At 66.3% G+C, this 25,532-nt stretch carries 20 protein-coding genes; 14 read left to right on the top strand and 6 right to left on the bottom strand.

The window, feature by feature from the left end:
• The first annotated feature begins 203 nt into the window (after window positions 1-203).
• The 13 genes from rpsA to AC1C2T_RS17375 all read left to right on the top strand — a co-directional run bounded on the left by rpsA (window position 204) and on the right by AC1C2T_RS17375 (window position 16,063).
• The gene (gene rpsA / locus AC1C2T_RS17435; RefSeq protein WP_495360243.1) at window positions 204-1,655 is read left to right on the top strand and encodes a 30S ribosomal protein S1; all 1,452 of its coding nucleotides are present in this window, start codon (window positions 204-206) and stop codon (window positions 1,653-1,655) included.
• A 118-nt stretch (window positions 1,656-1,773) separates the two neighbouring features.
• Window positions 1,774-2,385 (top strand): dephospho-CoA kinase, encoded by a 612-nt coding sequence (coaE, locus tag AC1C2T_RS17430; RefSeq protein ID WP_495360242.1) that lies wholly within the window; start codon window positions 1,774-1,776, stop codon window positions 2,383-2,385.
• Window positions 2,386-2,448: 63 nt separating this feature from the next.
• Window positions 2,449-4,515 carry an excinuclease ABC subunit UvrB gene (uvrB, locus tag AC1C2T_RS17425; protein WP_495360241.1) on the top strand — a complete coding sequence of 689 codons (2,067 nt, stop codon included), beginning with the start codon at window positions 2,449-2,451 and terminating at the stop codon, window positions 4,513-4,515.
• Between the two features lie 165 nt (window positions 4,516-4,680).
• Entirely contained in the window at window positions 4,681-7,572 is a 2,892-nt protein-coding gene (gene uvrA / locus AC1C2T_RS17420; RefSeq protein WP_495360240.1) for an excinuclease ABC subunit UvrA, read from the top strand.
• Window positions 7,573-7,576: 4 nt separating this feature from the next.
• Window positions 7,577-9,535, top strand: coding sequence for an excinuclease ABC subunit UvrC (uvrC, locus tag AC1C2T_RS17415; protein WP_495386114.1), 1,959 nt, complete (start codon window positions 7,577-7,579; stop codon window positions 9,533-9,535).
• A 38-nt stretch (window positions 9,536-9,573) separates the two neighbouring features.
• Window positions 9,574-10,449, top strand: coding sequence for an RNase adapter RapZ (gene rapZ, locus AC1C2T_RS17410; protein ID WP_495360830.1), 876 nt, complete (start codon window positions 9,574-9,576; stop codon window positions 10,447-10,449).
• A gap of 38 nt (window positions 10,450-10,487) precedes the next feature.
• Entirely contained in the window at window positions 10,488-11,468 is a 981-nt protein-coding gene (whiA, locus tag AC1C2T_RS17405; protein ID WP_495360238.1) for a DNA-binding protein WhiA, read from the top strand.
• A 104-nt stretch (window positions 11,469-11,572) separates the two neighbouring features.
• A complete protein-coding gene (locus tag AC1C2T_RS17400; RefSeq protein ID WP_495386113.1) occupies window positions 11,573-12,199 on the top strand; it encodes a superoxide dismutase in 627 nt (208 codons plus the stop codon).
• Between the two features lie 96 nt (window positions 12,200-12,295).
• Window positions 12,296-13,300 carry a type I glyceraldehyde-3-phosphate dehydrogenase gene (gap, locus tag AC1C2T_RS17395; protein WP_495360236.1) on the top strand — a complete coding sequence of 335 codons (1,005 nt, stop codon included), beginning with the start codon at window positions 12,296-12,298 and terminating at the stop codon, window positions 13,298-13,300.
• Window positions 13,301-13,311: 11 nt separating this feature from the next.
• Window positions 13,312-14,526: a phosphoglycerate kinase gene (locus AC1C2T_RS17390; RefSeq protein WP_495386112.1), complete on the top strand. Its 1,215-nt coding sequence runs from the start codon at window positions 13,312-13,314 to the stop codon at window positions 14,524-14,526.
• Window positions 14,517-15,329 (top strand): triose-phosphate isomerase, encoded by an 813-nt coding sequence (gene tpiA, locus AC1C2T_RS17385; protein WP_495360234.1) that lies wholly within the window; start codon window positions 14,517-14,519, stop codon window positions 15,327-15,329. The genes AC1C2T_RS17390 and tpiA overlap by 10 nt, the downstream gene beginning before the upstream one ends.
• A gap of 103 nt (window positions 15,330-15,432) precedes the next feature.
• The gene (secG, locus tag AC1C2T_RS17380) at window positions 15,433-15,684 is read left to right on the top strand and encodes a preprotein translocase subunit SecG (RefSeq protein WP_108595410.1); all 252 of its coding nucleotides are present in this window, start codon (window positions 15,433-15,435) and stop codon (window positions 15,682-15,684) included.
• Window positions 15,685-15,697: 13 nt separating this feature from the next.
• A complete protein-coding gene (locus AC1C2T_RS17375) occupies window positions 15,698-16,063 on the top strand; it encodes an RNA polymerase-binding protein RbpA (protein WP_495360233.1) in 366 nt (121 codons plus the stop codon).
• A gap of 93 nt (window positions 16,064-16,156) precedes the next feature.
• Here AC1C2T_RS17375 and pgl read toward each other — a convergent pair whose 3' ends face one another.
• From pgl to tkt, 6 genes are read right to left on the bottom strand one after another with little or no spacing between them, the layout of a single operon-like run.
• Window positions 16,157-16,927, bottom strand: a complete 771-nt coding sequence (gene pgl, locus AC1C2T_RS17370; protein WP_495360232.1) for a 6-phosphogluconolactonase — start codon at window positions 16,925-16,927, stop codon at window positions 16,157-16,159.
• Window positions 16,924-17,883: a glucose-6-phosphate dehydrogenase assembly protein OpcA gene (locus tag AC1C2T_RS17365; protein WP_495360231.1), complete on the bottom strand. Its 960-nt coding sequence runs from the start codon at window positions 17,881-17,883 to the stop codon at window positions 16,924-16,926. The genes pgl and AC1C2T_RS17365 overlap by 4 nt, the downstream gene beginning before the upstream one ends.
• A complete protein-coding gene (zwf, locus tag AC1C2T_RS17360) occupies window positions 17,880-19,421 on the bottom strand; it encodes a glucose-6-phosphate dehydrogenase (protein ID WP_495386111.1) in 1,542 nt (513 codons plus the stop codon). The genes AC1C2T_RS17365 and zwf overlap by 4 nt, the downstream gene beginning before the upstream one ends.
• A 15-nt stretch (window positions 19,422-19,436) precedes the next feature.
• Complete coding sequence (locus AC1C2T_RS17355; RefSeq protein ID WP_495360229.1) at window positions 19,437-21,041, bottom strand: phosphoglucose isomerase-related protein; 1,605 nt, start codon at window positions 21,039-21,041, stop codon at window positions 19,437-19,439.
• Window positions 21,038-22,147 carry a transaldolase gene (tal, locus tag AC1C2T_RS17350; protein WP_495386110.1) on the bottom strand — a complete coding sequence of 370 codons (1,110 nt, stop codon included), beginning with the start codon at window positions 22,145-22,147 and terminating at the stop codon, window positions 21,038-21,040. The genes AC1C2T_RS17355 and tal overlap by 4 nt, the downstream gene beginning before the upstream one ends.
• Before the next feature lie 26 nt (window positions 22,148-22,173).
• A complete protein-coding gene (tkt, locus tag AC1C2T_RS17345) occupies window positions 22,174-24,267 on the bottom strand; it encodes a transketolase (protein WP_495386109.1) in 2,094 nt (697 codons plus the stop codon).
• Between the two features lie 328 nt (window positions 24,268-24,595).
• On the opposite strand from tkt, the gene AC1C2T_RS17340 reads away from it, so the two are divergent.
• On the top strand, window positions 24,596-25,516 hold the full coding sequence (locus AC1C2T_RS17340) for a heme o synthase (RefSeq protein ID WP_495360226.1): 921 nt from the start codon (window positions 24,596-24,598) through the stop codon (window positions 25,514-25,516).
• The last annotated feature ends 16 nt before the right edge of the window (window positions 25,517-25,532 follow it).

Genomic DNA, 25,532 nt, shown 5'->3' with positions numbered 1-25,532 from the left:
TCGGCCCGCTCCGCTCACCGAAGAATCGGGCGATCGACGTCTCGTGTGACCGCCAGAACCTGCTCGTTTGCCCATGGGGGAGTGATTCCGTTAGGATTGAGTGTCACTCGTGTGACATCCCTGTCCGCACGCCCATCGCGGAACCAACATAACGCTCTCCCGCGCGATGGGCTCGATTTTGTCCTTTACGGAGCATTCACTACATGACAACCGCAACGACCAAGGCACCCAAGCAGGTCGCGATCAACGACATCGGATCTGCTGACGATTTCCTCGCCGCGGTCGAGAAGACTTTGAAGTTCTTCAACGACGGCGACCTCATCGAGGGCACCGTCGTGAAGATCGACCGCGACGAGGTACTCCTCGACGTCGGCTACAAGACCGAGGGTGTCATCCCCTCGCGTGAGCTTTCCATCAAGCACGATGTCGACCCCAGCGAGGTCGTCGGCGTCGGCGACACCGTCGAGGCGCTCGTTCTTCAGAAGGAAGACAAAGAAGGCCGCCTCATCCTGTCGAAGAAGCGTGCGCAGTACGAGCGCGCATGGGGCGACGTGGAGAAGATCAAGGAAGCCGATGGCGTCGTGACCGGTTCGGTCATCGAGGTCGTCAAGGGCGGCCTGATCGTCGACATCGGCCTTCGCGGCTTCCTCCCGGCCTCGCTCATCGAGCTTCGCCGTGTGCGCGACCTCACGCCGTACCTCGGCCAGGAGATCGAGGCGAAGATCCTCGAGCTCGACAAGAACCGCAACAACGTCGTGCTCTCGCGCCGCGCGCTGCTCGAGCAGACGCAGTCCGAGTCGCGTTCGACCTTCCTCGCGAACCTCCACCCGGGCCAGATCCGCAAGGGCGTCATCTCGTCGATCGTCAACTTCGGTGCGTTCGTCGACCTGGGCGGCGTCGACGGTCTCGTCCACGTCTCCGAGCTCTCGTGGAAGCACATCGAGCACGCCAGCGAGGTCGTCGAGGTCGGCCAGGAGGTCACCGTCGAGGTGCTCTCCGTCGAGCTCGACCGCGAGCGCGTCTCGCTCTCGCTCAAGGCGACGCAGGAAGACCCGTGGCAGGTCTTCGCCCGTACCCACGCGATCGGCCAGGTCGCCCCGGGTAAGGTCACGAAGCTCGTTCCGTTCGGTGCGTTCGTTCGCGTTGCCGATGGCATCGAGGGCCTCGTCCACATCTCCGAGCTGTCGGGCAAGCACGTCGAGCTCGCCGAGCAGGTCGTGTCGGTCGGCGAAGAGGTCTTCGTCAAGGTCATCGACATCGACCTCGAGCGTCGCCGCATCTCGCTCTCGCTGAAGCAGGCGAACGAGGGCGTCGACCCCGAGAGCACCGAGTTCGACCCGGCGCTCTACGGCATGCTCACCGAGTACGACGAGGCGGGCAACTACAAGTACCCCGAGGGCTTCGACCCCGAGACCAACGAGTGGCGCGAGGGCTTCGATACTCAGCGCGAGAAGTGGGAGCAGGACTACGCTGCCGCCCAGGCTCGTTGGGAGGCGCACAAGAAGCAGGTCGCGCAAGCGAGCATTGCTGCTGCCGCCGACGACTCGTTCACCACGAGTGCTCCGTCGTTCACGGGCGACTCCGCCGGCGCGGGTACCCTCGCCGATGACGCGTCGCTCGCGGCGCTGCGCGAGAAGCTCTCGAGCAACAACTAGTCACGACCCGCAATTCGGAAGGCCGGTTCCCTCGGGAGCCGGCCTTCCGGCGTTCATGGCGCGGTCGGCCCGCCTCCTGGTGGCGTCGCGTCGAGTGTCGCACGGTTAGAGTGGTGGCGTGTATCTGATCGGTCTCACGGGCGGCATCGCCTCAGGAAAGTCCACCGTCGCACGTCGGCTCTACGAGCATGGCGCCGTGCACATCGATGCCGACCAGCTCGCACGGCGAGTGGTGGAGCCGGGCACGCCCGCACTGGCAGCGATCGTCGCCGAGTTCGGCGACGACGTGCTGCACCGCGACGGGTCGCTCGATCGGGCGAAACTCGGTGAGCAGGTGTTCGGCGACCCGGTCGCACTCGCGAAGCTCAACGCGATCGTTCATCCAGCCGTGCGCGAACTCTCGGCCAAGCTCTTCGCGAAGGCCGAACGGGAGGACCCCGATGCGGTCGTCGTCTACGACGTTCCGCTCCTCGTCGAGGCATCCGTCGACCACCCCTTCGATCTCATCGTCGTGACGAACGCGCCGCGGCGCACCCAGGTGGAACGGCTCGTGAAGGATCGAGGTCTCGAACCGATCCAGGCTGAGGCTCGCGTCGACGCGCAGGTCGACAACACCGCGCGGCTCGCGATCGCCGACGTCGTGATCGACACCGATGGGTCGCTCGCGCACACGATGAGTGAGACCGACGCCCTCTGGCGGCGAATCGTCGAGGAGCGCGCTCAGGCGTAGTGCGCTGCCAGTCCGAGAACGCTCCCAGCCGTGGTGTCGGCGGGCGATCCTAGACTGGAGAGCATGCAGGCCACACGATCCGTTCGACCATTCGAGGTCATCAGCGAGTACGTCCCGAGCGGCGACCAGCCGGCGGCGATCGCCGAACTCGCAGGTCGCATCAACGCGGGCGAGACCGACGTCGTGCTGCTGGGTGCGACCGGCACCGGTAAGTCGGCGACCACCGCCTGGCTCATTGAACAGGTGCAGCGGCCCACGCTCGTGCTCGCACACAACAAGACGCTGGCCGCGCAACTGGCCAACGAGTTCCGCGAACTCATGCCCAACAACGCGGTCGAGTACTTCGTCTCGTACTACGACTACTACCAGCCCGAGGCGTACGTGCCGCAGACCGACACCTTCATCGAGAAGGACTCGTCGGTCAACGCTGAAGTCGAACGGCTCCGGCACTCCACCACGAACTCATTGCTGAGCCGGCGCGACGTCGTGGTCGTCTCGTCGGTTTCGTGCATCTACGGCCTCGGTACGCCTGAGGAGTACCTCGGTGCCATGATGCCGCTGCAGGTCGGTCAACGGGTTGATCGCGACTGGCTCATCCGCAAGTTCGTCTCGATGCAGTACCAGCGCAACGACGTCGACTTCTCGCGCGGCAATTTCCGAGTGCGTGGCGACACGATCGAGATCATTCCGATCTACGAAGAACTGGCGATCCGCATCGAGATGTTCGGCGATGAGATCGAAGCGCTGTACAGCTTGCATCCGCTGACCGGGCAGGTAGTTGCAAAGCTCGACTCGGTGGCGGTGTTCCCGGGGTCGCACTACGTGGCGAGCACCGATGTGATGCAGCGGGCGATCGGCACGATCCGCATCGAACTCGAAGAGCGGCTCGCCGAGCTCGAGCGCGAGGGCAAGCTGCTCGAAGCGCAGCGGCTGCGCATGCGCACGACATTCGACCTCGAGATGATGGAGCAGATCGGCTTCTGCTCTGGCATCGAGAACTACTCGAGGCACATCGACGGCCGACAGGCGGGGGAGGCCCCGCATTGCCTCCTCGACTACTTTGCCGACGACTTCCTCGTGGTGATCGACGAGTCGCACGTCACGGTTCCCCAGATCGGCGCGATGTACGAGGGCGACTCCTCCCGCAAGCGCACTCTCGTCGAGCACGGGTTCCGCCTGCCGAGCGCGCTCGACAACCGACCGCTGAAGTGGGATGAGTTCAAGGCGCGCGTCGGTCAGACCGTCTATCTCTCGGCCACACCCGGTCGCTACGAGATGGGCATCGCCGACGGCGTGGTGGAGCAGATCATCCGCCCGACAGGACTCGTCGATCCGCAGATCATCGTGAAGCCGTCGAAGGGCCAGATCGATGATCTTCTCGACGAGATCCGCATTCGCGCCGAGCGAAACGAGCGCGTGCTCGTCACGACCCTCACCAAGAAGATGGCCGAAGAGCTCACCGACTTCCTCTCCGAGGCTGGGGTGCGAGTGCGCTACCTCCACTCAGATGTCGACACGCTGCGCCGCGTCGAGTTGTTGACCGAACTCCGGGCGGGTGTGTACGACGTCCTGGTCGGCATCAACCTTCTTCGTGAAGGGCTCGACCTGCCCGAGGTGTCCCTCGTCGCGATCCTCGACGCTGACAAAGAGGGGTTCCTGCGGTCGTCGACGTCACTCATCCAGACGATCGGTCGTGCCGCGCGAAACGTCTCGGGTGAGGTGCACATGTATGCCGATGTGCTCACCGATTCGATGAAGTCGGCGATCGACGAGACGACGAGACGACGAGATCGTCAGCTCGAGTACAACCGCGTCAACGGCATTGACCCGCAACCGCTTCGCAAGCGCATCGCCGACATCACCCAGGTGCTCGCACGCGAAGGCGCCGACACCGCCGCCCTGCTCGCCGGTCGCGATGCGAAGAAGAAGGCGCCGGTGCCGAACCTCCGGCGCGAGGGCATCGCTGCGGCCGGCGCGAACGACCTCGAAGACCTCATCCGCGATCTCAACGAGCAGATGCTCGTTGCGGCCGGCGAATTGAAGTTCGAACTCGCCGCGCGCTTGCGTGACGAGGTCTCCGATCTCAAGCGCGAGCTCCGCCAGATGGAGAAAGCCGGTCACCTTGGCTGAAGAGCGATCCCTGTTTCTCTGGCGCGCGCGCGTTGCCGCCGCGTCCATCGCCCGGTTCGCGCTCAGGCCGAGCGAGCCGTGATCTCGCCCCGATTCGAACGTATGTTCGCTCAGAGCGCGTGTGCGCGAGGCATCCGTGTCGGTGGTGCTCTCTAAACTCGAAGGGTGTCAGTTTCACGTCTCGATGCCCATTCGCACCTGAGTGTTCGCGGTGCCCGCGTACACAACCTGCAGAACGTCGACGTCGAGATCCCGCGTGATGCGATGGTGGTGTTCACAGGTCTCTCGGGCTCGGGCAAGTCCTCGCTCGCGTTCGACACGATCTTCGCCGAAGGGCAGCGACGTTACGTCGAGTCGCTCTCGGCCTACGCTCGCCAGTTCCTGGGGCAGGTCGACCGCCCTGATGTCGACTTCATCGAGGGCCTGAGCCCTGCAGTCTCGATCGACCAGAAGTCGACGAACCGGAACCCGCGCTCGACCGTCGGCACGATCACCGAGATCTACGACTACATGCGCCTCCTTTGGGCGCGCATCGGTGTGCCGCACTGCCCGGTCTGCGGTGAGCGCATCCAGCGGCAGACGGTGCAGCAGATCGCAGACCAGCTCATGGAGTTGGCTGAGGGCACCCGCTACCAGGTCGTGAGCCCGGTCGTGTCGAAGAAGAAGGGCGAGTTCGTCGACCTCTTCCGCGACCTCGCCGCCCAGGGGTACACGCGCGCCGTCGTCGACGGCGACGTCATCAGACTCGATGAACCGCCGACGCTGAAGAAGCAGGTCAAGCACGACATCTCGGTGGTGATCGACCGGCTCGTCGCAAGCCCCGACATGCTCGGCCGCCTCACCGACTCCCTCGAGACGGCGCTGCGACTGACCGACGGCGTCGTGCAGATCAACTACATCGACGAGACCGGGCCGGCCGCATGGGCGACGTTCTCCGAGAAGCTCTCCTGCCCCAATCAGCACCCGATCCAACTCACCGAAATCGAACCGCGCACCTTCTCGTTCAACGCGCCGTTCGGTGCCTGCCCAGAGTGCTCCGGGCTCGGCACGCGAATGTCGGTCGACGATGCGCTGCTGCTCGGCGACCCGAGCCTGAGCATCACCGAGGGGGTCATCATTCCATGGACCTCGCAGGGCAAGAGTCTCTACAACTACTACGAGAAGCTCCTCGGCGGGCTCGCCCGAGATCTCGAGTTCTCGCTCGATACCCCGTGGGAGGAGCTCGACGAGGTGGCTCGCCAGGCAGTGCTCCGTGGTGACAACTTCGAGGTCAAGGTGAAGTGGCGCAACCGCTACGGCCGCGAGATGAGCTACACCTCCGGCTTCGAGGGCGTCGTGCCCTACATCGAGCGTCAGTACCTGCAGGCCGAGACCGATGTGCAGCGCGCGCGCTGGTCGGAGTACCTGCGAGAGGTGCCGTGCCCGGTCTGCGACGGCAAGCGTCTGAAGCCCGAGGTGCTGTCGGTGCTCATCCACGACGCGAGCATCGCCGACGTCGGCCTGCTGAGTCTCACCGACGCCCGTGCATTCATGGATCGCCTCGAACTCAGTGATCGCGAGAAGGCCATCGCCGCGCAGGTGCTGCGCGAGATCAAGCTGCGTCTCGACTTCCTGATCCGCGTCGGGCTCAGCTATCTCGACCTCTCTCGCGCGGCGGCAACCCTCTCCGGCGGAGAAGCGCAGCGCATCCGTCTGGCGACGCAGATCGGTTCCGGTCTCACCGGCGTGCTCTACGTGCTCGACGAGCCGAGCATCGGCCTCCACCAGCGTGACAACCGTCGACTCATCGACACCCTGATCGCACTTCGCGATCTCGGCAATACCCTCATCGTCGTCGAACACGATGAAGACACGATCCGCACGGCCGACTGGATCGTCGACATCGGACCGGGCGCGGGCGTGAACGGCGGCACTGTCGTGCACTCCGGCAGCTACGCCGATCTCGTGAAGAACACGCGTTCACTCACGGGCGACTACCTGTCGGGCCGCAAGGCGATTCCGATTCCCGAGACGCGCCGCCCCGTCGACCCCGAGCGCACGATCACCGTGCAGGGCGCAGAGGCCAACAACCTGCGCGGTGTCGACGTCGAGTTCCCGCTCGGCATCCTCACCGCCGTGACCGGCGTGAGCGGCTCGGGCAAGTCGTCACTCGTGAACGACATCCTGTACCGGGTGCTCGCGAACCGCCTCAACGGCGCCCGGAAGGTCGCGGGCAAGCACCGTCGCGTCACCGGGCTCGATCAGCTCGACAAGGTGGTGCATGTCGACCAGGCACCGATCGGGCGCACGCCGCGATCGAACCCGGCCACCTACACCGGTGTCTTCGACCGCATTCGCACCCTCTTCTCCGAGACGACCGAGTCGAAGGCCCGTGGCTACCTCCCCGGCCGGTTCAGCTTCAACGTCAAGGGCGGCCGTTGCGAGGCGTGCTCGGGTGACGGCACGATCAAGATCGAGATGAACTTCCTGCCCGACGTCTACGTCGCGTGCGAGGTGTGCGGTGGCAAGCGGTACAACCGCGAGACCCTCCAGGTGCACTACAAGGGCAAGAACATCGCCGAAGTGCTCGAGATGCCGATCAGTGAGGCGGCTGAGTTCTTCGAGCCCATCTCGGCGATCCACCGCTACCTGAAGACGCTCGTCGATGTCGGCCTCGGTTACGTGCAGCTCGGACAGAGCGCCACGACGCTCTCCGGCGGCGAGGCGCAGCGCGTGAAGCTCGCAACCGAGCTGCAACGTCGTTCCAACGGCCGTAGCGTGTACGTGCTCGACGAGCCGACCACCGGTCTGCACTTCGAAGACGTGCAGAAGCTGCTCAAGGTGCTTGGCAAGCTCGTCGATAAGGGCAACACTGTGATCGTGATCGAACACAGTCTCGATGTCATCAAGTCGGCCGACTGGATCATCGACCTCGGACCCGAAGGCGGGTCGGGTGGCGGCCAGATCGTGGCGACCGGCACACCAGAACAGGTCGCGGCCATGCCCGAGAGTCACACCGGCTACTTCCTGCGCGAGATGCTCGACGCGGCGTCGGTGCGAGCCGAGGTCGCCAGCTGAGGCGATGAACACAGCATTGTCGAGCACGCAGGGCGTCCCGTACCGCCCGAAGACGGGCGAGATCCCCACATCTCCCGGCGTCTATCGGTTCCGTGACGCCGACCGGCGCGTGTTGTACGTCGGCAAGGCGAAGAACCTGCGCGCGCGACTGTCGAATTACTTCGCCCCCCTCCACACGCTGCACGAGCGCACCCGCCGGATGGTCACCACCGCAGCTTCGGTGGAATGGACGGTCGTCGCGAACGAAGTCGAGGCGCTGCAGCTCGAGTTCACGTGGATCAACGAGTTCGACCCGCCGTTCAACGTGCAGTTCAAAGATGACAAGTCCTACCCGTACCTTGCTGTGACGCTCGCTGACGAGGCGCCGCGCGCGGTGGTCACCCGCAACCGCAACATTCGCGGAGCCCGGTACTTCGGCCCGTATCCCAAGGTCTGGGCCGTCAACGAGACTCTCGAGATCCTGCTCAAGCTCTTCCCCATCCGCACGTGCAAAGACTCCGACTACCGCCGGGCCATCGCCAGTGGAAAGCCCTGCTTCGCCGGGCAGATCGGACGCTGTTTCGGCCCGTGCTCCGGTCGCGTCAGCGTCGAAGAGCACCGCGAGAACGTCGACCGCTTCGTCTCCTTCATGGCGAGTCAAGACCGGCGCATCCTCGGCGAGCTCACGCAGCGCATGCGCACGGCCGCCGCAGCGCAAGACTACGAATCGGCTGCACGACTGCGCGACCGGCTGCAGGCCGCGACGTCGTTCTTCGAGAAGAGTGCTGTGGTGCTCGGCGAGAAGGTCGACATCGACGTATTCGGAATCGACCACGATGAGCTCGCAGCGGCCGTACAACTGTTCATCGTTCGCGGCGGCCGCATCCGCGGTGTCCGTTCGTGGACCGTCGACAAAGAGCTCGATGTGCCGCTCAGCGATCTCGTCGACTCCGTGGTGCAGAACGCCTATGGTGACGGCAGCAGACCACCGGCCGAAGTCGTCGTGCCCGAGCTTCCCGATGATGCTCCTGCCCTCGAGACCTGGCTCGGCGACCTCTCCGGGCGAAAGGTGCGACTGCGCGCCGCGCAACGCGGCGACAAGGCGGCATTGCTCGCGACCGCGACGCAGAACGCCAGACAGACTCTGATGCTCTACAAGACACGGCGCAGTGCTGACTTCACGACTCGTTCCCGCGCTCTCGAAGACATCCAAGAGGCGCTCGGAATGGCCGACGCCCCGCTGCGCATCGAGTGCTACGACGTCAGTCACCTCAGCGGCACCAACATCGTCGCCTCGATGGTCGTCTTCGAAGACGGTCTTCCGCGCAAAGACGAATACCGCCGATTCACGATTCCGCACTCCACCGACGACACCGACTCGATCCACCAGGTGCTCACGCGCCGCCTCGCCTACTTGAAATCGCCCGATCAGATCGGTTCGCCGGTCGAGCCAGGCTCGGCGACGACACCCGAAGATGCTGAGGCCGCGGCCGAGACGGATGCCGCGGCATCCGAACGCCGGAAGAAATTCGCCTATCGACCGAACCTGCTGTTGGTCGACGGCGGGCAACCGCAGGTCGCGGCGGCCGCCCGAGCGCTCGAGGAGTCTGGTGTCGAGGGCATCTACCTCTGCGGCATCGCCAAACGTCTTGAAGAGATCTGGACGCCCGAGGGTGACTTCCCGGTGATCCTGCCCCGCAACAGCGACGCTCTTTTCCTCTTCCAGCGGGTGCGCGATGAGGCCCACCGTTTCGCCATCACCCACCAACGGCAACGCCGCAAACGCGACATCGGCAGCGTGCTCTCCGAGATTGCGGGCCTCGGTCCGTCGCGGGTGAAGGAGCTGCTGCGGCACTTCGGATCGGTCGCGCGGTTGCGAACCGCTTCCGAGCCCGAGATCGCCGAGGTGAAGGGCATCGGACCCACGCTCGCAGCGACCGTGCACCGAACCCTGCACGCCGACGGCGCGCCTGCACCCCGATAGGCTGGGGTGTCGACACGCGGAAAGGGGGCCTCGACATGATGACCGCTGATTCCGAGCAACAAGAGATGCTGATCGTCACGGGCATGTCCGGCGCCGGGCGCTCGACCGTCGGCAATGCACTCGAAGACCTCGGCTGGTACGTCGTCGACAACCTGCCTCCGCAGATGCTGCGCCCACTCGTGGAGCTCGTGGAGCGGGCAGGCACGTCGCTGCCGCGCATCGCCGCGATCGTCGACATCCGCGGCGGGGATTTCTTCTCCGAGCTGCGTGAGATCATTCAGGCGCTGCGAACCGGCATCAGCGTCCGCGTCGTCTTCCTCGACGCGACCGACGCTGTGCTCGTGCGCCGTTTCGAGTCGGTGCGTCGCCCGCACCCGCTGCAAGGCAACGGCACGCTCCTCGACGGCATCGGCGCGGAGCGCGCGCGGCTGTCCGAGTTGCGCGAAGCGAGCGACATCGTCGTCGACACCTCCGATCTCAACATCCACCAGCTCGCGACCCTCGTCACCGAGACATTCGCCGAAGAAGGTCACGCCGGGCTTCGCATCACCATGCAGAGTTTCGGATTCAAGTACGGGGTGCCTGCCGATGCCGATCTCGTCGCCGATGCGCGGTTCCTGCCCAATCCCTTCTGGATCCCCGAGCTTCGCCACCTCACCGGCAATGACGCCGCAGTTTCGGAGTACGTGCTGAGCCAGCCCGGAGCGCGCGAGTTCCTCGACGCGTATACGAAGGCGCTCGAGCCCGTGCTCGCGGGCTACCAGCGAGAGAACAAACGACATGCCACGATCGCGATCGGATGCACCGGGGGTAAGCACCGCTCGGTCGCCCTGGTGCGCGAACTGAGCTCGCGCATCGCCGCGCTGCCCGGAGTCGTCGTCAGCGTGAAAGACCGGGATCTCGGCCGCGAGTGATCGACGGCCGGGCGACATGACGAGAGATGGGACTTGAGGTGGCACTGACCGCTGACGTGAAAGAAGAACTGGCGCGCGTCGAGGTGTCCAAGACGGGCGTCAGAGTCGCAGAACTGGCGTCGATCCTGCGGTTCGCGGGCGGGCTCCACATCATCTCGAACCGCATCGCGATCGAGGCGGAGCTCGACTCGCCGACGCTCGTGCGACGGGTGACTCGAGATCTGGCCGAGATCTACGGCGTGCGGCCCGACGTCTCGGTGATCTCGCCGACGGGCGTGCGACGCTCCAACCAATACCTCGTGCGCGTGCTCGACGGCGGAGAGACCCTCGCTCGCCAGACCGGCTTGCTCGATGCTCGGCGGCGCCCGGTTCGGGGTCTGCCGAACAAGCTGACGACCGGTTCCCGCGACGAGGTGGCAGCGATCTGGCGCGGCGCGTTCCTCGCGAAGGGGAGTCTGACCGATCCGGGCCGCTCGGCCGCTCTCGAGGTCATCTGCCCCGGAAACGAGACCGCGATGGCCCTCGTCGGCGCCGCTGGTCGGCTCGGAGTCTCGGCGAAGGCGCGGGAGGTGCGTGGTGTGCACCGTGTCGTCATTCGCGATGGCGAGGCGATCAGCGCGATGCTCGCAGTGATGGGTGCCACCGACACGGTGCGCAACTGGGAGGAGCTGCGCCAGCGGCGCGAGGTGCGTGCGACGGCGAATCGCCTCGTGAACTTCGACGACGCCAATCTGCGCCGTTCGGCACAGGCTGCCGTTGCGGCGTGCGCTCGTGTCGATCGGGCGATGGAGTTGCTGGGCGACGGCATCCCCGAGCATTTGAAGTACGCCGGTGAGTTGCGCCTGTCCCACCGTGAGGCGAGCCTCGACGAGCTCGGTCATTACGCCGACCCGCCGATGACCAAAGACGCCGTCGCAGGCCGCATTCGCCGTCTCCTCGCGATGGCCGACAAGCGGGCCGCAGATCTCGGCGTGCCGGGCACCGAAGCGAGCCTGCCTGCAGATCTTGACGAGGTCTGAGCGGATGCCCCGACAGCGGGCATCGAGACGGGCATAGACTCGAAAGGCAGCCGCGGAACCTCGGGGGTCGCCCGGAGGCCCGGCGCATCTGACAAGGAGAAGCAATGGCCGACTACACCCTGCCCGATCTGCCGTACGACTACTCAGCGCTCGAGCCGTCGATCAGCGCCACGATCATGGAGCTGCACCACTCGAAGCACCACCAGGCGTATGTGACTGGCGCCAACACTGCGCTCGCCCAGCTCGCGGAGGCCCGCGACTCGGGCAATCTCGCGAACGTCAACAAGCTCGAGAAAGACCTGGCGTTCAATCTCGGCGGCCACGTCAACCACTCGATCTTCTGGACCAATCTCTCACCAGACGGCGGCGACAAGCCCACCGGCGATCTCGCCGCGGCGATCGACGATCACTTCGGATCGTTCGACAAGTTCCAGGCGCACTTCACGGCGACGGCCCTCGGCGTGCAAGGCTCCGGCTGGGCGGTGCTCGCTTGGGATTCGATCGGAGAACGCCTGATCATCGTGCAGTTCTTCGACCAGCAGGGCAACCTGCCGGCCGGCATCGTGCCGCTGCTCATGCTCGATGTCTGGGAGCACGCCTACTACCTCGACTACAAGAACGTGCGCGCCGACTACGTGAAGGCGTTCTGGGCCATCACGAACTGGGAGAACGTCCAGAAGCGGTTCCAGATCGCTGGTGAGAAGACCTCAGGGCTGCTGCTACTGTCGTAAACGGATGGTGTCCTCGGGCATATCCGGGGACACCGCCGTCCGACCAGTTCACCAGTGAAAGAGCGCGTTCGCGCCATCGTCAATCAGGAGAAATCTGTGTCTGTAAAGATCGGCATCAACGGCTTCGGCCGTATCGGCCGCAACTACTTCCGTGCCGCCCTCGCCCAGGGGGCAGACCTCGAGATCGTCGCCGTGAACGACCTCACCGACAACAAGACCCTCGCTCACCTCCTGAAGTACGACTCGATCGCGGGCCGACTGGACGCGACGGTCGACTACGACGACGACAACATCATCGTCGACGGCAAGGCGATCAAGGCCTTCGCAGAGCGCGACCCCGCCAACCTGCCCTGGGGCGAGTTGGGTGTCGACATCGTCATCGAGTCGACCGGCTTCTTCACGAAAGCCACCGACGCGCGCAAGCACATCGAGGCCGGCGCGAAGAAGGTGCTCATCTCGGCACCCGCGACCGATGAAGACGCGACGTTCGTCATCGGCGTGAACGAGCACGACTACGACCCCGAGAAGCACCACATCATCTCGAACGCCTCCTGCACCACGAACTGCCTCGCACCGCTCGCCAAGGTCTTCAACGACGCATTCGGCATCGAGCGCGGTCTCATGACGACGGTCCACGCGTACACCGCCGACCAGAACCTGCAAGACGGCCCGCACAAAGACTTGCGCCGCGCCCGCGCCGCCGCGGTCAACATCGTGCCGACCTCGACCGGTGCAGCGAAGGCCCTCGGCCTCGTGCTGCCCGAGCTCGTCGGCAAGCTCGACGGTTTTGCCCTGCGCGTGCCCGTTCCCACCGGCTCGATCACCGACCTCACGGTCACCTCCTCGCGCCCGGTGACCGTTGAAGAGGTCAAGGCCGCGTACAAGGCTGCGGCTGAAGGCCCCATGAAGGGCATCCTCAAGTACACCGAAGACGAGATCGTCTCGAGTGACATCGTCGGCGACCCGCACTCGTCGATCTTCGATGCCGGCCTCTTGCGCGTGCTCGGCGACCAGGTGAAGCTCTCGAGCTGGTACGACAACGAGTGGGGCTACTCCAACCGTCTCGTCGACCTCACCGAGTACGTCGCCGAACGTCTCTGAATCGAGACCCAGTGACCCTGCGAACGATCGATTCCCTCGGTCCGCTCGCCGGCAAGCGCGTCGTCGTCCGTTGTGATCTGAACGTCCCCCTGCGGGACGGGGTCATCACGGACGACGGCCGTGTGCGGGCATCGGTCCCCACCCTGACGGCGCTCGTCGCTCAGGGAGCCCGCGTCATCGTGGTGTCCCACTTGGGGCGCCCAGAGGGTGCACCCGACCCGAAGTACAGCCTGGCACCGGTGGCGACTCGTCTCGGCGAGCTGATCGAGGCGCCGGTGGCTTTCGCGAACGACACGGTCGGTTCGGATGCCGCGGCGAAGGTCGATGCCCTCGGCGACGGCGAGGTGCTCGTACTCGAGAACCTGCGGTTCAACCCTGGGGAGACCTCGAAGAACGAGGGGGAGCGCACGGCGTTCGCCGGGGAACTCGCGGAGTTCGCCGACGCCGTCGTCTCCGACGGATTCGGCGTGGTGCACCGCAAGCAGGCGAGCGTGTTCGAGCTCGAGCAATTGCGCCCGAGCGCGGCCGGTCTCCTGATCGCCGCCGAGCTCGACGTGCTCGACCGTCTCACCGAGACACCTGAGCGCCCGTACACGGTTGTGCTCGGCGGTTCCAAGGTCTCCGACAAGCTCGGCGTCATCGCCCACCTGCTTCCGCGGGTCGATGCGCTGCTGATCGGCGGCGGTATGCTCTTCACCTTCCTCGCGGCCCAAGGGCACAAGGTCGGTTCGAGCCTGCTCGAAGCCGACCAGATCGACACGGTCAAGGGCTACCTCGCCGAGGCGACCGAGCGCGGCGTCGACATCGTGCTGCCGACCGACGTCGTGGTGGCCGCATCGTTCTCGGCGGAAGCCGACCATGTCATCGCACCCGCCGATTCGATCGAACAGACGCCGTTCGGGGCATCCGGACTCGGTCTCGACATCGGACCTGCGACTGCCGCCGCGTTCGCCGAACACATTCGCGCATCGAAGACGGTGTTCTGGAACGGCCCCATGGGCGTGTTCGAACTCGAACCGTTCGCTGCGGGCACCCGTGTGGTCGCCGAGGCGCTCACCCAGGTCGACGGGCTCAGTGTCGTCGGCGGTGGTGATTCGGCGGCCGCCGTTCGCCAACTCGGCTTCGCCGATGACCAATTCGGTCACATTTCAACTGGCGGGGGCGCGAGTCTCGAGTTCCTCGAAGGCAAGAAGCTCCCCGGACTGGAGGTACTCGGATGGCAGTGACGCTTCGACCGGCTCAGGGCGGCGCACGCACCCCGTTCATCGCAGGCAACTGGAAGATGAACCTCGACCACCTGCAGGCGATCGCATTCGTGCAGAAGTTGGCGTGGGCCCTCGCCGACGCGAAGCACGACTTCGCCGACGCCGAGGTCGCCGTGTTCCCGCCGTTTACCGACCTTCGGTCGGTGCAGACGCTGGTTGCGGCAGACTCACTGCCCATCGCCTACGGGGCGCAGGATCTCTCTGCGCACGACTCCGGCGCATACACCGGCGAGATCTCCGGCGCGTTCCTCGCGCAGCTCGACTGCCGCTACGTGATCATCGGGCATTCCGAGCGGCGTCAGCTGCACGCTGAGTCCGATGCAGAGGTCAACGCGAAGGTGAAGGCCGCGCACCGCCACGGCCTCGTGCCGGTGGTCTGCATCGGCGAGACCGCCGAAGACCTCGAGACGCACGGTCCGAGTGCAGTCCCGGTCGCGCAGCTGCGCGCGGCTCTCGAGGGCGTCGACGGAGCGAAGGGCCTCGTCGTCGCGTACGAGCCGGTCTGGGCGATCGGTTCGGGCCAGGCCGCGACGCCGGCGCAGGCCGAGCAGGTGGCTGCCGCACTCCGTGCACTCCTCGTCGAGCTCGTCGGTGAAGACGTCGCACAATCGACGAGGGTGCTCTACGGCGGCTCCGTGAAGGCCTCGAACATCGCGTCCTTCCTGCGCGAGCCGAACGTCGACGGCGCGCTCGTCGGCGGTGCGAGCCTCGACATCGACGAGTTCTCGAGCATCGTGCGGTTCAAGAAGCACGTCGGCGCCTGAATTCTCCGTGCCCGGGGTCGCTCGCGATCCCGGGCACGTTGGCGCTTCCAGCTATACTCGATTGTCGGCCCGACTCATCTGTCGTGCCCGGAAAGGTTCACCAGTGGAGATTCTCCAGGTCGTCCTGCAGGTGCTGCTCGGTCTCACGAGCCTCCTGCTGACGCTGCTCATCCTGCTGCACAAGGGTCGTGGCGGCGGTCTGTCGGACATGTTCGGTGGCGGCGTCACGTCGAGCCTCGGTGCATCCGGGGTCGCCGAGCGCAACCTGAACCGCATCACGGTCATCCTCGGGCTCGTGTGGGTCACCTGCATCGTCGTGCTGGGCCTCATCACCAAGTTCGACGCCGGAATCTGACGGGAGCACGATCATGGCATCAGGAAACAGCGCTATCCGCGGTTCACGCGTCGGCGCGGGACCCATGGGCGAGCAAGACCGTGGGTTCCACGCCGATCGCGTCGCCATCAGCTACTGGGACGCCCACGGCAATGAGACTGTGCGCCACTTCGCGGCCAGCCTGCCCGAAGAGGAGATCCCAGAGACCATCGACAGCCCGTCGTCCGGTCTGCCGGCGGGGCGCGACCGGGAGAACCCGCCGTCGGTCTCGAAACTCGAGCCGTACAAGACGCACCTCGCCTACGTGAAGGAACGTCGCACGGACGAAGAGGCGGCCGCCCTCCTCGATGACGCGCTCACACAGCTTCGCACCCGTCGCGGTCAGGCACCCAAAAGCTGACTCGACGCAGAATATGAGAAGGGGTCGGCCCGAGGGCCGACCCCTTCTCCGCGTCTGGAGCTCCGCACGTGTCGCGGCAGAGTGCTGAGCGTCTCAGTAGTCGCGAGCGATGAGCGACTCGGGAACCTCGGACGCGGCGGCCGCGTCGACGAAGAAGACCGTGCGTCGTCGCCCCTTGATGCCTGCGACCGGCACCTCGTCACGACTCGCGCCGGCCAGAGCGAGGCCGAGGGCCGATGCCTTGTCGGCGCCTGCGAGCACGAGCCAGACCCGCTGCGAGGCGTTGATGACCGGGCGCGTGAGACTCAGCCGCTCGGGCGGCGGCTTCGGCGAATTGCGAACGGCGATCACCGTGCGGTCGGTCACCTGGATGCCGGATCGGTGTGGGAAGAGCGACGCGATGTGGCCGTCGGGTCCGACCCCGAGGAAGGTGATGTCGAAGATCGGATGCGGCAGCCCGTCGACGCCGTGCGACGCGAGTTCTGCGGCGTACACCTCTGCTGCAACGTCGAGTTCGAGGCCGGAGTCTGCGGCGGGGAACGGGTGCAGGTTCTCAGCCGGCAGATCGAGCTCGCCGAGGAAGGCGACGCGAGCCTGTTCGTCGTTACGCTCGGCGTCACCCGCGGGAACCCATCGCTCGTCGCCCCACCAGAAGTGCACCCGAGCCCAGTCGATCGACGTGTGCGCCGGCGAAGCACCGACCGCCTCGAGCACGGCCGCGCCCATCGAGCCGCCGGTGAGGACGATGTGGGCGACCGCTTGCGTGTCGAGGATGTCGAGGAGCTTCGTGATGAAGCGGGCAGCAACCGAGCCCGACAGCGAGGCCTTGTCGGGGTGCACGAGCACCCGTCGTTCGTTGGTCATGCCACGTCTCCTTCGTCGCCGGCGCCGAGGAGCTCGAGCCCGCTCGTGATCACTTCACCGTACAACTCATCGGGGTCGAGCCGACGAAGCTCGTCGGCGAGACAATCGCGGAGGCTGCGGCGGGGCAATGCCAGGTCGTGCACCGGTTGCCCAGGCTGGCGGAGAGTCGCGATGCCGGGAATGTCACGGATCAGCTCGATGGCACCGCCGTCACGCACCAGCCGTACGCCGTGGATGCCGTGGGATCCTGCTTCGACGCCGGTGAGGTCGTACGCGGTCGGGGCGTTGAGTTCCAGCCGAAGCCACGCGGCGAGCAGCGTGGTCGACGGCGAGTCGATCGCCCCGGAGACCTCCACGGCCGTGACGAGCTCGTACGGCGGTTGGTCGAGCACTGCGGCGAGTTGAGCCCGCCACAGGGTCAGTCGCGTCCAGGCGAAGTCGGCGTCACCCGGCGTGTAGCTCGAAGCCAGCGCACGCAGCGCCGCCTGCGGGTCGGGCTGCGCCGAGGCATCCGTGATTCTTCTGTGTGCGATGCGCCCGAGCGCTGAACGCCCGGGAACTTCGGGTGCAGCACCCGGCCACCAGGTGACGACAGGCGCGTCAGGCAGCAGGAGTGCCATGACGAGGCTCTCCTCGTCGAGCGCCGCATCGCCGCAGGCGCGCAACACGATCACCTCGCTCGCACCGGCATCACCGCCGACACGGATCTCCGCGTCGAGCCGCGGTGCGACCGCCGAGTTCTCGGTGCCTGGCTCGGTCGAGACGACGATGACGCGCATCGGATGCTCGCGTGAGGCATCGTTGGCCGCCTCGATCGCCTCTTCTTCAGCCCCGGGAGTCGTCGCGATGACGAGGGTGAGCACGCGCCCGAGGGCGACGACGCCTCCCTCTTCACGAATCTTCACGAGGGTCTTCGAGACTTTGCTCGTCGTCGTGTCGGGCAGATCGACGATCATGGGCGTCTCCAGTTTCGTCCGTCGCGTTCGAGCAGTTCGTCGGCGGAGGAGGGCCCCCACGTGCCGGGCCGATACTGCTCGGGTTGACCCTGCGTCGCCCAGAACTCCTCGATCGGATCGAGGATCTTCCACGACAGCTCGACCTCCTCCTGGCGGGGGAAGAGCGGCGGATCGCCGAGCAGCACGTCGAGGATCAGACGCTCGTAGGCCTCGGGGCTCGCCTCGGTGAAGGCGTGGCCGTAGCCGAAGTCCATCGTGACGTCGCGCACCTGCATGCCGGCTCCCGGCACTTTCGAGCCGAAGCGGATCGTGACGCCTTCATCGGGCTGCACCCGGATGACGAGTGCGTTCTGGCCGAGCTGCGACGTCTGGCTGTCGGCGAACACCTGCTGCGGTGCACGCTTGAACACGACGGCGATCTCGGTGACGCGTCGGCCGAGCCGTTTGCCGGCACGAAGGTAGAACGGAACCCCGGCCCAACGGCGGGTGCCGATCGTGAGCTTCATCGCCGCGTAGGTCTCGGTGGTCGACTCGGGGTTCATCCCGTCTTCGTCGAGGAATCCGATGACCTTCTCGCCGCCCTGCCACCCGCCGGAATACTGCCCGCGGGCCGTACCCGTTGCGAGGTCTTCGGGCAGGCGCACTGCGGCGAGGATCTTCTCCTTCTCGGCACGCAGGTCACCGGCCTCGAACGAGATCGGCTCCTCCATGGCCGTGAGCGCAAGAAGCTGCAGCAAGTGGTTCTGGATGACGTCGCGCGCCGCGCCGATGCCATCGTAGTACCCGGCTCGGCCCCCGACGCCGATGTCTTCGGCCATCGTGATCTGCACGTGATCGACGTAGTTTGCATTCCAGATTGGCTCGTAGAGCTGGTTCGCGAAGCGGAGCGCCAGGATGTTCTGGACGGTCTCCTTGCCGAGGTAGTGATCGATGCGGAACACCGAGTCGGGCGGGAACACCGAAGCCACGACGTCGTTCAGCTCGCGCGCGGTCTTCAGGTCGCTGCCGAAGGGCTTCTCGATGACGACGCGGCGCCACTGGTTGTCGTGCTGCTCGGTGAGCCCCGATCGCTTCAACTGCTCGGTGACCACTGGGAACGACTTCGGCGGGATCGACAGGTAGAACGCATGGTTGCCCATCGTGCCGCGTTCGCGGTCGAGTTCTTCGACGACCGAGTGCAGGCGGTCGAATGCGGCATCGTCGTCGAAGTCGCCCTGAACGAAGCGGATGCCGCGCGCCAGCTGCTTCCAGACGTCTTCGCGGAACTCGGTGCGGGCATACTGCTTCACCGAGTCGTGCACGACGGCTTCGAAGTCCTGGTCGTCCCAGTCCCGTCGGGCGAACCCGACGAGGGCGAAGCCCGGTGGTAGCAGACCGCGGTTCGCGAGGTCGTAGACCGCCGGCATCAACTTCTTGCGCGACAGGTCGCCGGTGACACCGAAGATGATCAGGCTCGACGGACCCGCAATGCGGTTCAATCGATAATCTTTGGGGGAGCGGAGCGGGTTGTGCTGCGCGGTGATCGCGGCCGGTTGCATCGTTCCTCCGGGAGGTCAGTCGACGACGTCGAACAACGTCGCCGTGTCGGCCGATGGGTTGGTCAAGGTCAAGGTGAGCACCGGACGACCGTGCTCGGCGAGCACGCTCGCATCACCCGAAGCTTGCGCGGCGATCAGCTGACCGAACGTGAACGGCCGATCGGGGATCTCGAGGTCTTCGGCGGGTGTCTGCGTGATCTGGAGGAATGCGCCGACCGCTGGGCCGCCCTTGTGGAACTGCCCGGTCGAGTGGAGGAACCGCGGACCCCAGCCGAACGTGACGGGGCGACCCGAACGTGCGGCCAGGAGATCACGAAGTCGCTCGAGCTCGGGGTGCGCGACGCGATCGACATATGCCTGGATCGAGAGGTATCCGTTCGCAGGGAGCTCTTCGAGCAGGACGTCGATCGCGGAGGCGAGGTCGCTGGAGGCGCCGATGACCTCGGGCGTGCCGCGCACTTCGATGCCCTTCTCCACGAATGCCGCGGGCGCAGGTTCGGGGCGAGAGTCGAGGAGACCGCGCGAGGCGATCTTCGCCGACTCCACATCGGGCTGATCGAAGGGGTTGATGCCGAGGACTCGTCCGGCGACCGCCGTCGCGTACTCCCAGACGAGCAGCTGCGCGCCGAGGGTGCCGGAGACTCGGATCTCGCCAGAGTCGTCGTCGCCGAAGATCTCGTCGCCGGCGTCGTCGACGAGGCGCACGATCTGCAGGTCGGAGAGGTTCTCGCCGAGTTCGGGGGCGTCAACGCCGAGGACGACGGGAAGCAGCCCTGTGCCCTCTTTGCCGGTGGATTCGGCGATCAGCTGTTCAGCCCAGTCGGCGAAGCCGACGATGTGGGTGCCGTCGGCGATGATGCCGAGCTTGTCGCGCAGTGGCTGAGTGGCCGCGATCGCGGCACCCAGCACGAGTCCGGGGTTCTCGGGGCTGTCGATCGCGAGCGAGAGCTCGATCGTCTCGGCCTCGTCGAGGATCTCGGCGATGTCGACGCCCGCGAGGCCTGAGGGCACCAGCCCGAACGCCGTGAGCGCCGAGTAGCGGCCGCCGACGTTGGGATCGGCGTTGAAGACTCGGTACCCGGCGGCGCGTGCCGACTCGTCGAGCGGCGAGCCCGGGTCGGTCACGACGATGATGCGCGAGGCGGGGTCGATGCCCGCATCGCGGAACGCCTGCTCGTAGACGCGGCGCTGGCTGTCGGTTTCGACGGTCGACCCCGACTTCGAAGAGACGACGAGGGCGGATGTCGCGAGCCGATCGGCGAGGGCGGCGCGAACCTGTCCGGGTTCGGTCGAGTCGAGCACCGTGAGGTCGACGTTCGTTGTTCGCGTGATGACCTCGGGGGCGAGCGACGAACCGCCCATGCCCGCGAGCACGATGTGGTCGACGCCTGCCGCCTCGAGCTCCTCGCGGAGGGCCTCGATCTCTGGAATGAGAGGACGGGAGACCGCGACGGCCTCGGTCCAACCGAGTCGTTTCGCCGACTCCTCTTCAGCGGCTGCACCCCAGAGCGCGGCGTCCTGGCCGGTGATGCCGCTCGCCACGTAGTCGGCGACGAGTCCGGGAACGGTGCGGCGTACTGCGTCGGCCGCGGCGCCGCTGACGGAGATGCGGAAGCTCATCGTGCTGCCTCCAGCGCAGCGCGGACGGTGTCGAGGAGTTCGTTCCACGAGACGATGAACTTGTCGACGCCCTCGTTCTCGAGCACCAGGGTCACGTCGTCGTAATCGATGCCCACGCTCGCGAGTGCGTCGAGCACCGAGCCTGCCTCGGCGTACGCACCGGTGACGGTGTCGCCAGTGATGACGCCGTGATCGAAGGTCGCCTCGAGGGTCTTCTCGGGCATCGTGTTCACGACGCCCGGCGCGACGAGTTCGGTCACGTAGAGGGTGTCGGGAAGCGCCGGGTCTTTCACGCCCGTCGACGCCCAGAGCGGACGCTGGCGGTTGGCACCGGCAGCGAGGAGGGCAGCGGCACGCTCGGTGGCGAACTGCTGCTCGAAGAGCTCGTAGGCGAGGCGGGCGTTTGCGATGCCGGCCTTGCTTTTCAAGGCGAGCGCCTCGTCGGTGCCGATGCTCACGAGTCGCTTGTCGATCTCGGTGTCGACGCGCGACACGAAGAAGGAGGCGACCGAGTGGATGGTCGAGAGGTCGATGCCCACTGCCTTGGCCTGCTCGAGGCCGGCGAGGTATGCCTCGATGACCTCGCGGTACCGGTCGAGGCTGAAGATGAGCGTGACGTTGACGCTGATACCGGATCCGATGGCTTCGGTGATGGCGTCGAGGCCCTCAACCGTCGCCGGGATCTTGATCATGACGTTGGGGCGGTCGACCTTCGCCCACAGGGTTTTGGCTTCAGTGATCGTGCCGGCGGTGTCACGTGCGAGTCCGGGCGCGACCTCGATGGACACGCGGCCGTCGAAGCCCTTGGAGCGGTCGTACACCGGACGGAAGATGTCGGCGGCGTCGCGCACGTCGTCGGTCGTGATCTCGAAGACCGCGGTGTCGACGTCGGCGCCTGCTGCAGCGAGGGCGTGCACCTGTTCGGCGTAGCGCTCGCCCTTGGCGAGGGCGCCTGCGAAGATCGTCGGGTTGGTGGTCACGCCGACGACGTCGCGTTCGGCGATGAGCCGTGCGAGGTCGCCCGAGGCGATGCGTTCACGCGAGAGGTCGTCGAGCCAGATGCTGACGCCCGCCTCCGAGAGTGCTGCGGTGGGGGAGCTGGTCATGGGAGTGTCTCCTCTTCTGGCGCGCGTCAGGCCGACGCGAGCGATTCCTTCGCGGCGGCGACGACGGCCTCGGCCGTGATGCCGAACTCGCGGAACAGGGTCTTGTAGTCGGCGGAGGCGCCGAAGTGCTCGATCGACACGGCGCGGCCCTGGTTGCCGAGGTAGCGCTGCCAGGAGAGGGCGAGGCCCGCCTCGACCGAGACTCGCGCAGTCACGCTCGCGGGCAGCACCTGTTCGCGGTACTCGGCCGGCTGCTCCTCGAACCACTCGAGCGATGGCGCCGAGACGACGCGCGCGCCGATGCCCTCTGCCGCGAGCGTCTCGCGAGCGGCGACGGCGAGCTGCACCTCGGAGCCGGTTGCGATGATGATCACGTCGGGCGCGCCAGACGCCGCATCTGCGAGCACGTACGCGCCCTTCGAGACGTTCGACGCGGCGGCGAGGGTGTCACCGGATGCCTCGCCGTCGCCGCGCTCGAACACGGGGATGTTCTGACGGGTGAGTGCGATGCCCGTCGGGGCATCCGTGCGCTTCAGGATCTCGAGCCAGGCGTGCGCGACCTCATTCGCGTCGGCGGGCCGCACGACCGTGAGGCCCGGGATCGCCCGCAGGGTTGCGAGTTGTTCGACCGGCTGATGCGTCGGGCCGTCTTCGCCGAGGGCGACCGAGTCGTGCGTCCAGACGAAGATCGAGGGCACCTGCATGAGTGCGGCGAGACGCACTGCAGGTCGCATGTAGTCGCTGAAGATCAGGAAGGTGCCGCCGAAGGCGCGCGTCTTGCCGTGCAGCACGATGCCGTTGACGATGGCGCCCATCGCGTGCTCGCGGATGCCGAAGTGCAGCACGCGACCGTAGGGGTTGCCGGTGAACTCGTGCGTCGACCACTCGGTCGGGATGAATGAGGCCGCGCCCTTGATCGTGGTCAGGTTCGACTCGGCGAGGTCGGCCGAACCGCCCCAGAGCTCGGGCAGTACGCCGGCGAGGGCGTTGATGACCTTGCCGGACGCTGCACGGGTGGACACCTCGGTGCCACCGTCGAAGACGGGGAGCACCGATTCGATGTCGTCGGGGAGCTCGCCTGCCTCGAGCCGGTCGAGCAGGGCCTTGCGGTCGGGGTTCGCCGCCGCCCAGGCGTCGAACGCGATCTGCCACTCTGCGTGCTCGGCTGCGCCGCGCTCGACGGCGAGTCGCGTGTGGTCGATGACCTCGGCGGCGACGACGAAGCTCTGCTCGGGGTCGAAGCCGAGCACCTCTTTCGTCGCGGCGAGCTCGGCGGCGCCGAGCGCCGAGCCGTGGATCTTGCCGGAGTTCTGCTTGCCCGGGGAGGGCCAGCCGATGATCGTCTTCAGGATGATGATCGACGGCTTCGAGGACTCGCCCTTCGCAGCCTGGATGGCCGCGTTCAGCTCGGCGACGTCTTCGACGTACTGGCCGGTCTTCTTCCAGTCGACCGTCTGCACGTGCCAGCCGTAGGCCTCGTAGCGCCCGGCGACGTTCTCGGTGAAGGCGATGTTGGTGTCGTCTTCGATGGAGATCTGGTTGGAGTCGTAGATCACGACGAGGTTGCCGAGCTGCTGGTGGCCGGCGAGTGAGGATGCCTCGCTCGTGATGCCCTCCTGCAGGTCGCCGTCACCCGCTACGACGTACACGAAGTGGTCGAACGGGCTGGTGCCCGCCGCGGCCTCGGGGTCGAAGAGGCCGCGCTCGAAGCGCGCCGCGTAGGCGAAGCCGACGGCGGATGCGAGGCCTTGGCCGAGCGGTCCGGTGGTGATCTCGACGCCGGCGGTGTGGCCGTACTCGGGGTGGCCGGGGGTCTTCGAACCCCAGGTGCGCAGCGCCTCGAGGTCGGAGAGTTCGAGCCCATCGCCAGCGAGGTAGAGCTGCACGTACTGCGTGAGCGAGGAGTGTCCGGCGGAGAGGATGAACCGGTCGCGGCCGAGCCAGTCGTGGTCTGCGGGGTCGCGGCGCATGACCTTCTGGAAGAGGAGGTAGGCGGCGGGCGCGAGGCTCATCGCGGTGCCCGGATGCCCGTTTCCGACCTTTTCAACGGCGTCGGCCGCGAGCACGCGAGCCGTGTCGACCGCCTGGTCGTCGATGGTTTCCCACTGCAGAGTTGCCACGAGGTGTACGTTCCTTCCGGTCATTGAACGGCGGCGAGAACCCGTTGGTTCCCGTCACCGCGGAATTCGCTACGGCGCGAGTTGTCCGGCGGATGACCCGTTGGTCGTCGCCCCGGACGGCAATTCGAATCCGCGCCGTCGGGCGCGCAATGCCAAGTATATGGACTCCTCACGTTTCGTGAACGTGACGGGAAGATCACCGGCCTCGGGGGACGAAGTGAGGCCATATGCCGAGGGAAAGCGATTACCTGATCTTGCGACATTTGATGTCATAGAATCGAACTCGGGCGTGGCGGCACATGCGCGCCCGCGCGCCGGAAGAGGAACGATGCAGGCAGCCGTACAGACTCGAGACACCCGACCGGCGATGACCGTACGGCGCAAGCTCTCCGCCTACCTTGCGCTGACGAAGCCGCGAGTCATCGAGTTGTTGCTCGTCGTGACGGCACCGACGATGATCCTCGCGGAGCGGGGGCTGCCGAGCCTCTGGCTGCTGGTCGCCACACTCATCGGCGGCGCCATGAGCGCCGGCTCCGCCGGCGCGTTCAACTGCTACATCGACCGCGACATCGACCGCGTCATGAAGCGCACCCAGGGGCGACCGCTCGTCACGGGTGAACTGACCGACCGTGAAGCGCTCGTGTTCGCCTACGGGCTCGGACTCGCGTCGATCGTCTGGCTCTGGGTCTTCACCAACTGGCTGGCAGCCGCACTCTCGCTCGGCGCCATCCTCCTGTACGTGGTCTTCTACAGCCTCATCCTGAAGCGCCGCACCGCGCAGAACATCGTCTGGGGCGGCGTGGCCGGCTGCATGCCCGTGCTCATCGGGTGGGCTGCGGTGACCGGCGATCTCAGTTGGCCGCCGTTCATCCTCTTCCTCATCATCTTCCTCTGGACGCCGCCGCACTACTGGCCGCTCTCGATGAAGTACAAAGACGACTACGCGGCAGCCGGTGTGCCGATGCTCGCTGTCGTGCGCGGCCGAGCGCAGGTGGGCCTCCAGGTCATCCTGTACGCGTGGGCGACCGTCGCCTGCTCGCTGCTGCTCATTCCGATCGCCGACATGGGAATCATCTACTCGACGGTCGCGGTGGTCACCGGCGTCTGGTTCATCTACGAGACGCACCGTCTCTACAGCATGGCGATCCGGCACGAGCAGGTCTCGCCCATGCGCGTCTTCCACGGCTCGATCGCGTACCTGTCGCTGCTGTTCCTCGCCATCGGCGTCGATCCGCTGCTGCCGTTCTGACCCCGCCGAACCAGCG

It is taken from the genome of Agromyces sp. Y558 (assembly GCF_059445415.1).
Note: the sequence above shows the minus strand (reverse complement) of the source record. Positions and strands in the feature narration are given on the sequence as shown.